The sequence below is a fragment of the Streptomyces sp. NPDC059695 genome, from assembly GCF_042733785.1.
Lineage (GTDB): Bacteria > Actinomycetota > Actinomycetes > Streptomycetales > Streptomycetaceae > Streptomyces.
Genome location: NZ_JBHWFF010000001.1, coordinates 264,085 through 276,320, shown reverse-complemented (window position 1 = coordinate 276,320; position 12,236 = coordinate 264,085). Strand labels below are relative to the sequence as shown.

General features: G+C 76.1%; 2 protein-coding genes and 1 pseudogene. All 3 read left to right on the top strand.

From position 1 onward, the window contains the following. Positions 1–154: 154 nt before the first annotated feature. A pseudogene (locus tag ACFV2S_RS01220) lies at positions 155–4,222 on the top strand (condensation domain-containing protein); the annotation flags it as partial. 487 nt (positions 4,223–4,709) lie between these two features. Continuing rightward, a complete protein-coding gene (locus ACFV2S_RS01215; protein WP_385553016.1) occupies positions 4,710–11,912 on the top strand; it encodes an amino acid adenylation domain-containing protein in 7,203 nt (2,400 codons plus the stop codon). After that, positions 11,909–12,124: an MbtH family protein gene (locus ACFV2S_RS01210; RefSeq protein WP_385553012.1), complete on the top strand. Its 216-nt coding sequence runs from the start codon at positions 11,909–11,911 to the stop codon at positions 12,122–12,124. Before ACFV2S_RS01215 ends, ACFV2S_RS01210 begins: the two co-directional genes overlap by 4 nt. Positions 12,125–12,236: the final 112 nt, after the last annotated feature.

The following is a 12,236-nucleotide window of genomic DNA, read 5'->3' as shown; positions in this document are numbered from 1 at the left end:
GCGCGCCCCTCCCGGGGGTGTGCTCCGCCCCCGCGGGGGCGGGGGGGGTGGGGCCCCCCCCCGCCGCCACGAGGCGCTCGCCGGGGCCGCACGGACCCGCACCGCCGCCCGGGAGGAGGCGCTCCGGGACGAACGCGCCGGGTCCCGCTCCGTGACCGACCCCCGCGAGGAGATCCTGACCGGCCTGTTCGCGGAGATCCTGGACCGGGACGACGCACGCCCCGACGACAACTTCTTCAAGCTCGGCGGGCACTCCCTGCTCGCCGGGAAGCTCACCAACCGCATCCGGGGAGCCCTCGGACTGCAGGCCGCGATCCGTGACGTCTTCCTCGCCCCCACGCCCCGGCAGCTGCTCCGCCGCCTCGACGAGCGGAGCGACGCGCCCCCCCGCCCGGCCCTGCGGCCGGTGCCGGGCACGCACCGCCCCGACCCGCTGCCCCTCTCGTACGCCCAGCGCAGGCTCTGGTTCCTCGGCCGGCTCGAAGGAGCCTCCGCGGCCTACAACGCCCCCATGGTGCTCCGCCTGGAGGCCCAGCCCGACGCGGCCGTCCTGGAGGCGGCCGTACGGGATGTGACGCTCCGTCACGAGACGCTGCGGACGGTCTACCCCGTACGGGACGGGGAGCCGCACCAGCGTGTCGTCGAGGCGGCGGAGGTGCGCGTCGAGGTCGAGGCGTGTGCCACGCCCGGCGAGGCACAGGCACGGGCGACCGACTTCGCCCGGATCCCCCTGGACGTGACCCGCGAACTTCCCCTCCGGGTGCGGCTCTTCGCGGTCGCCGACGGCACGGCGGTCCTCGTCCTCTCGGTGCACCACATCGCGACGGACGGCTGGTCGGTGGGCTCCCTGCTCGGCGACCTGGACCGCGCCTACCGCGCCCGCGCCGAGGGCCGTGCGCCGGAGTGGGAGCCGCTGCCCGTCCAGTACGCCGACTACACCCTCTGGCAGCGCGAACTCCTCGACGGCGAACACGGCATCCGCGAGGCCCAGACCGCCTACTGGCGCACGGCCCTGGACGGCATCCCGGCCGAGACCCGGCTGCCCGCCGACCGGCCCCGGCTCACCGAACCCAGCGGCCGGGGAGCCGTGGTGACGGCCGAGCTCGACGCCCTCGCCCACCAGGCGCTGGCCGCTGTCGCGCGCAGCGGCCGGGTCACGTTCTTCATGGTCGTGCGGGCCGCCCTGGCCCTCGCCCTGCGGGCGGCGGGCGCGGGGGAGGACACCGTCGTCGGCACCGCGGTGGCCGGCCGGCCCGAGGAGGACCTGCACGACCTCGTCGGGTTCTTCGTGAACACCCTGGCCCTGCGCACCGACCTGTCCGGCGACCCCACCCTCGACGAACTGGTGCGGCGCGTCCGGGACGGGGACCTGGCGGCCTTCGCCCACGACGACCTGCCGTTCGACCTCCTGGTCGAGGACCTCAACCCGGAACGCTCCCTCGGCCGGCACCCCTTCTTCCAGGTGATGCTCAGCGCGCAGACCGCGCGGTCCGCGCAGGACGAAGCCGTCCGGCTCGGCGGCATCACCGGATCGACGGACGGCGCCGACCTCGCCGGAGCCAAGTTCGACCTCTCCTTCCACTGCGCCGAGACCCACGACACCGGCGGCGAACCCGGCGGAGTGCTCCTCGGCCTCCAGTACGCGACGGACCTCTACGACGAGGACACCGCGCGGCTCCTCCTCGCCCTGTTCCGCCGCGCCCTGGCGGTCTTCGCCGAGCGGGCCGGAGACACCCCGCTGAGCGTCGTCGACCTGCTCACCGACGAGGAGCGCCGGGGACTCGACCGACGACACGACGCCCTCGCCGCGGCCCGGGCCCACGCCGAGCGCGAGCGCGCCGGCTCGGCCGACGGCCGGGGAACGGGGACGCGTGCGGTGACCGACCCCCGCGAGGAGATCCTGACCGGCCTGTTCGCCGAAGTCCTCGACCGGGACGAGGTGCTCCCGGACGACAACTTCTTCAAGCTCGGCGGGCACTCCCTGCTCGCAGGGAAGCTCACCAACCGCATCCGGGGAGCCCTCGGACTCCAGGCCGCGATCCGTGACGTCTTCCTCGCCCCCACGCCCCGGCAGCTGCTCCGCCGCCTCGGCGAGCGGAGCGACGGACCGGCCAGGCCCCCGCTGCGGCCCGTGCCCCACGCGCAGCGCCCCGCACGCGTCCCCCTGTCCGCCGCACAGCTCCGCCTCTGGTTCCTCGACCGGCTGGAAGGCCCCGGCGCCACCTACAACATCCCCGTCGTCACCCGCCTGCGCCACCCCCTCGAACCGGCCGTCCTGGCCGCCGCCCTGGCGGACGTCGCCGACCGGCACGAGGTGCTGCGCACGGTCTGCCGGACCGCGGACGGCGAGCCGTACCAGCAGGTCCTGACCGGGGCGGCGCCCGTCCTCGAAGAGGTCCGCGCCGACGGCCCGGACGCCCTGCGCGCGGCCGTCGACGAAGCCGCCGGGTACGTCTTCGACCTGGCCGACGAGATCCCCTTCCGGGCGCGGCTCGTCACGGACGGCGACGGTGCCCAGACCCTGGTGCTCCTCGTCCACCACATCGCCGGCGACGGCTGGTCGACCGGCTGCCTGATCGCCGACCTGGACACCGCCTACCGCGCCCGCGCCGAGGACCGTGCGCCCGGGTGGGAGCCGCTGCCCGTCCAGTACACCGACTACACCCTCTGGCAGCACCAGCTCCTCGACGGCGAACACGGCGTCGCCGGCGAGCAGCTGGACCACTGGCGGACCACCCTCGACGGGCTGCCGCCGCTCCTCGCCCTGCCCACCGACCGGCCGCGCCCCGCCGTGAGCGACGGCGCCGGCGCCCTCACCGCCTTCGACGTCGACGCCGCCACCCACCGGGCCCTGCTGCGCGTCGCCCGGAGCAGCGGCGCCACCCTCTTCATGGTCGTGCAGGCCGCCCTCGCGGCCCTCCTCACCCGGCACGGCGCGGGCACCGACCTCGCCATCGGCACCACCGTCGCGGGCCGCGCGGACGACGCCCTGCACCCGCTCGTCGGCTTCTTCGTCAACACCCTGGTGCTGCGCACCGACACCTCCGGCGACCCCGACTTCACCGAACTGGTGCGCCGGGTCCGCGAGTCCGGGCTCGCCGCGTACAGCCACCAGGACCTCCCCTTCGACCGGCTCGTCGAGCACCTCAGCCCGCACCGCTCCGCCGCCCACGCCCCCCTCGTCCAGGTGATGCTCCAGGTGCACGCGGCGTCGGGCGCGAGCGCGTCCCCGTCGGTCCTGGACGGCGACCAGATGGCCTTCAGCACGGCGGGCGCCAAGTCCGACCTCACCTTCGCGCTGACCGAACGCGTCGACGCGGACGGCGCACCGGCCGGCCTGCGGGGCGCGCTGGAGTACGCCACCGCGCTCTACGACGCGGACACCGCCGCCCTCCTGGCCCGGCGGCTGACCGAGACGCTCGCCGCGCTCGCCGCCGACCCCGGCACCGCGCTCTCCACCACGCCGTACGGCCCGGCGGCCCCCGCCGGACGGGACGTGGTCCTCGACGAGCGGGGGCGCCCCGCGCCGGTCCGCGTGCCCGGCGAGATCCACGAGCCGGCGCCCGGCGGCGGCCTGCGCGCCACCGGCCGCCGGGCCTTCGCCGCGTCCGACGGACGACTGCGGCCCGTGGCCGCGCTCACCGTCGGCGGCTACCCGGTGGAGCCCGGCCACGTCGAGGACGTCCTCGGGCGGCATCCCGACGTCACCGGAGCGGCCGTCGCCGTCCGCGACGACCGGCTGTACGCCTACGTCACGCGCCTGCCCGGCGGTGCCGACGGGGCGGCCCTGCGCGACTGGGCCGCGGAACGGCTCCCCGAGTACCTGGCCCCGGCACGCGTCGTCCCGGTGCACCGGCTGCCCCTGCCCGGCGGCGACGCCCCCGTCGAGGCCACGGCCGAGGCCTCGGGCACTCCGGCCCCGGACGCCCGGGAGGAACGCCTCCTCGGGGTCTTCCGGGACGTCCTCGGGGGCCGCGCGATCGGCCGCGACGACAACTTCTTCAAGTCGGGCGGGCACTCGCTGCTCGCGGTCCGGCTCCTCAACCGGATCCGCGCCGAGTTCGGCCAGGACCTCACGCTGCGGGACGTCTTCCGCAACCCGACGGCGGCGGCGCTGTCCCTGCGCCTGCCCGCGCCCGACGCCCCCGCACCGCGCGCCGAGCGCCCCGCCGCCCCGACCCTCCGCCGCCGCACGAAGGCGGGCGCCCGCCGGGGCAACTGATCCCCTGACCAACGCCGTTGTGGGCGCCACCCTCCCCCGGGGCGGCGCCCCGCCCGTTGTGGGCAGGCGTTCCGCTGGGGCGGAACGGGTGGGCACAACGGAACGGCGCCCCTGCCGGCGCGGGAGGCTGTAGTGCCTGAACCCGCACCGACAGGTGCAGCACCTCGTGGTGCGGGTCCAGGCGCGGAACGCGGAGGCGCCGCGAAAGGGCGCCGTCCCGTGTGCCCACCCGTCCCGCCCTGCGGGACGCCTGCCCACACGGGCAGCGGCAGCGGGCCCACACGGGGGCGCGGGTCGCCCCGACGGGCACCGCACGGCGAGGCCTCGGGGCCACGGCGGCACGCGACCGGCAGGCCCCCGCGCCCGGCTGCCGGTGGGAGCTGCCGGGTCGACTGCCCCGGACCCCCGCGCCGCGCGCCTAGCGTGAAGGGCACGGAGGCGAGAGGAACCGCCCCGGTCTCCCGTCCCTTTACCGGAGGAACCCAGCATGCCCCCCAGCAGAACGGAAGACCTGCTCGACGGCGGACCCTCTCCCGCCCCCGCGCCGCCCGTGCTCGACCTGATCGCCCACCGGACGCGCACCCGCCCCGACGCCCCCGCGCTGGTCCACGCCGACGCCCGTCTGACCTACGCGGAGCTCGCCGCCGCCGTGCGGGAGCGGGCCCGGGAACTCACCGCGCAGGGCGCGGGGCCCGGCCGGCTCGTCGCGCTCCACCGGCCGCGCGGGATCGACGCGATCGTCGGTCTCCTCGCCGTCCTCGACACGGGCGCCGCGTACCTGCCCCTGGACGTCCAGGCGCCCGACGCCCGCAACGAGGCGATCCTCAAGGACGCCTGCGGAGACCTGGCGCCGACCCCCGCCGAGGTCGCCCGGCACGGGGAGCTCGTGCTCGGCGGCCCGGGCGCCGGAGAGGGCGCGGCCTACGTCATCTACACGTCCGGGTCCACCGGCACCCCCAACGGCGTGGTCGTCGCCCACGACTCCCTCGCCCACTTCATCGCGGGTGCGACCCCCGCGTACGGGATCGGGGCCGACGACGCGGTCCTCCAGTTCAGCCCGCTGCACTTCGACGCCAGCATCCAGGAGATCTTCACGACCCTGGGCGCCGGCGGCACCCTCGTCCTGCGCACCGACGACATGCTCGACGTGGCCGAACTCCTCGCCGGCTGTGCCCGGCACGGCGTCACCTACCTGGACCTGCCCGCCGCCTACTGGCACGAGCTCGTCTACGTCCTCACCACCGGTTCGGCCGTCCTCCCCGAGGGCCTGCGCACCGTGATGATCTACGGCGAGGCCGCCCTCCCCGAGCGGGTCGCCCAGTGGCGGGGCCTGGTCGGCGACCGGATCCGGCTCCTGAACGGCTACGGCCCCACGGAGACGACCGTCGTGGCCACCATGGCCGACCTCAGCCGCCACGACGGCGGGCCCATCCCGATCGGGCGGCCGCTGCCCGGCGTCCGCGCCGCCGTCGTCGACGGCGAACTGTGGCTGCTCGGCGGCGGCCTGACCCGCGGCTACCTCCACCGGCCCGAACTGAACGCCCGCCGCTTCACCGCACTCGACGGCGAACGCGCCTACCGCACGGGCGACCTCGTCACCATCGGCGAGGACCGCCAGATCCTGTACCATGGCCGGCTCGACGACGAGGTGAAGATCGGCGGCCAGCGCATCGACCCGGCCGCCGTCGACTCCGTCCTCGCGGGCCATCCGGCCGTCCGGGAGGCCGCCGTCGTCGCCCAGCAGGACGGCGACGGCGTCAAGCGCCTCGTCGCCTTCGTGGTGACCGACGGGGGCACCGGCGCGGAGGAGCTGCGCGACCGGGTGCGTGGACGCATGCCCGCCGCCGCCGTGCCCGCCGTCTCGATCGTCGTCGCCCTGCCCCGTACCAGCTCCGGCAAGATCAACCGCAAGGCGCTCCGCACGGCCGACCCCCGGCTGCCCGTCGTCCACGAGGAGCCGCCGGCCGCCGAGGACCGGGTCCCCCTCTCCCACGCCCAGCGCCGGCTGTGGCTGGTCGGCCAGCTGGACGGGCCGTCCGCCGCCTACAACATGCCGGTCGTGCTGGACCTGGAGACGGCCCCCGACCGGGCCGCGCTCGCCGCCGCGGTGGCCGACGTCGCCGAACGGCACGAAGTGCTCCGCACCGTGTTCCCGGCCCCCGACGACGAGCCGTACCAGCACGTCCTCGCCCCCGGCGTGATCCGTCTGCGCACCGTCGAGTGCCCGGCGGGGGAACGCGCCGAGCGGGTCGCCCGGTTCGCCGCGGAGACCTTCGACCTGTCCCGTGAACTCCCCCTGCGCGTCGCCCTGTTCCTGCCGGACGACGGCGCGGGCGCCACCCTGGCCGTGCTGCTCCACCACGTCGCCGGAGACGGCTGGTCCCTCGAACCGCTGATGGCCGACCTGGCCCACGCCTACGCCGCGCGCGCCGCGGGCCGCGCCCCCGAACGGGAGCCGCTGCCCGTCCAGTACGCCGACTACACCCTCTGGCAGAACGATCTCCTCGGCGACGCCGACGACCCCGGGTCCGTCGTCGCCGCGGGCCTCGCCCACTGGAGCGCGGCCCTGGACGGACTGCCCGCCGCGACCGACCTGCCCCTGGACCGGCCCCGGCCCGCCGTCCGCGCCCACACCGGCGGCCTCGTCACCACCGCCCTCGGAGCGGACGTCCACGCACGGCTCGTCCGGCTCGCCGAGGACCACGACGCCAGCCTGCTCATGGTGGCGCAGGCCGCGCTCGGACTCGCCCTGCGGGCGGCCGGCGCGGGGGAGCGCACCGTCCTCGGCACCCCCGTCGCGGGACGCGACGACGAGGCCCTCGACGAGCTGGTCGGCTTCTTCGTCAACACGCTGGTGCTGCCCACCGACACCTCCGGCGACCCCGCCTTCACCGGACTCCTGGACCGGGTCAGGGACACCGACCTCGCCGCCTTCGCCCACCAGCGGCTCCCCTTCGACCTCCTGGTGGAGCACCTCAACCCGCCCCGCACGCCCGGTGTCCACCCGCTGTTCCAGGTGATGCTGACCCTGCGGACCACGGGCCCCGACGCCGGACCCTTCCGCCTCGGCGCCATCGAGGGCCGCTTCGCCGGCGAGGGACCCGCCACCACCAAGTTCGACCTCACGGCCGCCTTCGAGGAGCTCCGGGACGCGGAAGGCGCCCCGGCCGGCCTCCGGCTCGGCCTGGAGTACGCGTCCGACGTCCTCGACGAGGACACCGCCCGCATCCTGCTCGCCGCGCTGGAGCGCGCCCTGCTCGCCGCCGCCGACCGCCCCGGGGCGCCGGTCCACGACACCGCCCTCGTCGATCCCGGCACCCGCACGGCCCTCGACGCACGGCGCGCCCGCGCCGCCGAGCGCTCCGCCGACACCGCCGCCGAAGCCACCGCGCGGACCGCCACCGAGCCGCCCGCCCCGCACACCGACACCCTGCGGGAACTGTTCGCCGAGGTCCTCGGCCTCGACCAGGTCGGCCCGCACGAGGGCTTCTTCACCATCGGCGGCCACTCCATGAGCGGCGTCCGCCTCGCCAACCGGATCCGTGCCCGTCTCGGCGCCGACGTCCAGGTCCGCGACCTGCTCCTCGCCCCCACCCCCGACGCCCTCGCCCGCCGCATCGCCGACCGCTCCGCCGCCCCGGAGACCGACGCCGAGCACGCCGCGCCGGAGCCCGCCCGCCCCCGTCCGGTGCCGCGCACCGACCGGTCCGCACGCGTCCCCCTGTCGTACGCCCAGCGCAGGCTGTGGTTCATCGACACCCTCGAAGGCCCGAGCGCCTCCTACAACATCCCTCTCGTCCTCAGGCCGGCGGAACCCCTCGACGCCGGCGCCCTCGCCGAGGCCCTCACCGACCTCTCCGACCGGCACGAGGTGCTCCGCACCCGCTACCGGACCGTCGACGGCGAACCCCACCAGGAGATCCTGGCGGCCGTCCGTCCCCCGCTCGACGTGCGCTCCGTCCCCTCCGACGGGCTCCAGGCCGCCGTCGCCGACGCCGCCGGCCACGTCTTCGACCTGGCCGAGGAGACGCCCCTGCGCGCCACGCTCGTCACCCCCGCCGACGGCGGCGGACAGGTCCTGGTCCTGCTCGTGCACCACATCGCCGCCGACGGCTGGTCCACCGGCCCGCTCCTCGCCGACTTCGGGACCGCCTACCGGGCCCGCGTCGACGGCCGTGACCCCAGCTGGCGGCCGCTGCCCGTCCAGTACGCCGACTACACCCTCTGGCAGCGCGACCTGATCGACGGTCCGGCCGCCGCGGCCCACCTGGACTTCTGGGAGCGGACCCTCGCCGGCGCCCCCGCCGTCCTCGAACTGCCCTCCGCCCGCCCCCGCCCCGCGGAGGCCACCCACCGCGGCGGACGGGCGCCCGTCACCCTCGACGCCGCCACCCACGAGGCACTCGAAGCCGTCGCCCGGCGCGGCGGAGCCACCCTCTTCATGGTCCTGCAGGCCGCCCTGGCCGCCGTCCTCACCCGGCACGGCGCGGGCACCGACCTGCCGCTCGCCACCATGACCGCCGGACGCGACGACGAGTCGCTCGGCGACCTGGTCGGCTTCTTCGTCAACACCCTGGTGCTGCGCACCGACACCTCCGGCGACCCCACCTTCACCGAACTCCTCGAACGGGTCCGGCGGACCGACCTCGCCGCCTACGGGCACCAAGAGCTGCCCTTCGACCGGGTCGTCGAACACCTCAACCCGGCCCGCACCACCGCCCACCACCCGCTCACCCAGATCGTCGTCCAGCTCCACCACGACTACACGAGCGACGCCCCCGGCGCGTCCGCCGCGAAGAGCCTCTTCCAGGAGGGCGGACCGGGGCTCCTCGACACGGTCTCGACCAAGTTCGACCTGACCTTCGCCCTGGACGACCGGCGGGACGCGGAGGGACGGCCCGCGGGCCTGGCCGGCGGCCTGGAGTACGCCACGGACCTGTTCGACGCGCCGACGGCCGCCCTGCTCGCGGCCCACCTGGAGGAGACCCTGCGGGCCGCGGCCACCGACCCCGGCGTACGGATCGGGGACGTCGGACTGCTCACCGCCGCCGACCGGTTCCGACTGGTCACCGACTACAACGACACCGCCACCGCCACCGCCACCGTGATCCCCGCCGCCCCGCGCACGGTCCACGAGCTGATCGCCCGCCGCGCCGTGCGAACCCCCGGGGCACCCGCGCTGATCGCCGACGGGGAGACCGTCGACTACGCCTCGCTGGACGCCCGCGCCTCGGCGCTGGCCGCCCGCCTCCGCGGCGCCGGGGTGCGGCGCGGCGACACGGTCGGCGTCCTCCTCGAACGCGGTGTGCCGCTCGTCGTGACGGCCCTCGCCGTCCTCGCGTGCGGCGCCGCCTACCTGCCCCTGGACCCGCGCCTGCCGGAGGCCAGACTCCGCCTGATGCTGGAGGACGCGGGCGTGCGCCTCGTGGCGACCGACGCCGAGCACGCGGCGCGTACCGCGAGCACCGTCCCCACGGTCCTGGACGTGGACGCGCCCGGCACCGGGGAGCCGCTCGGCGAGGACCCCGGCGCCACCGGGGACGACCTGATGTACGTGATGTTCACGTCCGGGTCGACGGGCCGGCCGAAGGGCGTCGGCGTCACCCACCGCAACGTGCTGGAGCTGGCGGCCGACCGCGACGTGCGCTCCGGCGGACCGCGCCGGATGCTCGTCCACTCGGCGACCGGGTTCGACGCGTCCGTCTTCGAGATCTGGGTGCCGCTCCTGAACGGCGGCACCCTCGTCCTCACCCGAGGCGACGGCACGGACCTCGCCGAGACCGCCCGCGCGGTCCGCGAACACGGCGTCACCAGCGCCTACTTCACCGTCGGCCTCTTCCACGTGATGGCCGACGAGGGCCTGGACACCCTGCGTCTGCTCCGCGAGGTGTGGACCGGCGGCGACGTCGCGAGCCCGGCGGCCGTCCAGCGGGTCCTCACCCACTGCCCGGACACCGTCCTCGTCCACTCCTACGGCCCCACCGAGACCACCTTCGCCTCCCACAACCAGTGGTTCGGCACCGGTGAACGAGCCCTGCGGGGCGCCGGTCTCCACCTCGGACGGCCGATGGACAACACCCGCAGCCACGTCCTCGACGAGGCGCTGCGGCCCGTCCCGCCGGGTGTGCCCGGCGAGCTCTACATCGCGGGGTCCCACGTGGCGCGCGGGTACGTCGGCCGGGCCGGGCTGACCGCCGAGCGGTTCGTCCCCGACCCGTTCGAGGGCGACGGCAGCCGCATGTACCGCACGGGCGACCGCGTGCTGTGGACCGCCGCCGGCGAACTCCGTTTCCTCGGAAGGGCGGACGGCCAGATCAAGCTGCGCGGGGTACGGATCGAGCCCGGCGAGGTCGAACGGGCCCTCGCCGCACACCCCTCGGTCGGCCAGGCCCTGGTCGTGGTCCGCGAGGACCGGCCGGGCGACAAGACCCTCGTCGGCTACGTCGTCCCCCGCGCGGGCGGCACGGTCACCGAGGCCGAACTGCTCGCCGGCACGCGGACCACGCTCCCCGAGCACCTCGTGCCGTCCGCCGTCGTCGTCCTCGACGCCCTGCCGCTCACCGTCAACGGGAAGCCCGACCGCGCGGCGCTCCCCGCCCCGCACCGCCCCGCCGCCGCGGAGGGCGGCCGGCAGCCGCGCAACGCCCGCGAGGAGGTGCTGTGCGCGCTGTTCGCCGAGATCCTCGACGTGCCCCGGGTCGGCATCGACGACAACTTCTTCGCCCTCGGCGGCCACTCGCTGCTCGGCGTCCGCCTGGTCAACCGCGTCCGCGGGGTCCTCGGCATCGAGCGCACCGTCCGCGACCTGTTCCGTCTGCCCACCCCGGCCGGGCTGCTCGGCTCGCCCGACGACGACGGCACGGCCGCCGCGCTGGGCGTCCTCCTCCCGCTGAGCACCCGCGGCACCCGCCGCCCGCTGTTCTGCGTCCACCCCGGCACCGGTGTCGGCTGGGCGTACGCCGGCCTCGCCGCCCACCTGGGCGACGACCAGCCGCTGTACGCCCTCCAGGCCCGCGCGCTGAGCGAGCCCGGCCACCGGCCGCGCAGCGTCGAGGAGATGGCCGACGACTACCTGGAGCAGATCCGGCAGGTCCAGCCCTGGGGCCCGTACCGGCTCCTCGGCTGGTCGTACGGCGGCCTCGTCGCCCACACGATGGCGGTACGGCTTCGCGAGGCGGGGGAGCGGGTCGAACTGCTCGCCCTGATGGACGTCCACCAGACCGGACCCGGCAGCGTCTCCGTCCTCCCGCCCGAGGAGCGGACCGGGACGGCCGCCCCGGCGGACGCCGTGGACCTCGCCGCGTGGACCGGCGACGGTGACCCGGCCGCCCCCGCGGATCCCGGGGCGATGGAGGACATCCGCCGCGCGGACCCCGTCCTCGCCGGGTTCTCCGACGCCGAACTCCGGGCGGTGCTCCACGCCTCCGAGACCCACGCGGCCCTCATGGCCCGGCACGTGCCGGGCGTCGCCGACACCGACACGCTGTTCTTCACAGCCCGCCGGCCGGGGGAACCGGAAGGTGCTCTCGCCGCCACCTGGATTCCCTTCACCGAGGGAGTCGTCGACAATCACACCCTCGAATGCGGCCATCTCCACATGGCCGAACCGGAACCTCTCGAAAACATCGGAAGAATAGTCGCGGAGAAACTCTCCGCGCTCCAGAAGAAGGAAACGAGGAGCCAGTCATGAGTGAGTCCGTCAACCCGTTCGACAACGCCGAGGGCACCTTCCACGTCGTCGTGAACGACGAGGGCCAGCACTCCCTCTGGCCCGACTTCGCGGAGATCCCCGCGGGCTGGACCAGCGTCTGGGGCAGCGGAAACCGCACCGAGGCCCTGGAGTACATCACCACCCACTGGACCGACATCCGGCCGCGCGGCCTCGTCGCCCAGTACGCCTGACACACCCCCGGCCCGAGCGCCGGGGGGGGGGGGGGGGCCCGCGGGGGGGGGGGGGGGGGGCGGGGGGGGGGGGGCGGGCGCGCGGCGCGCGGGCTGGGTGTGAGGGGCGGGC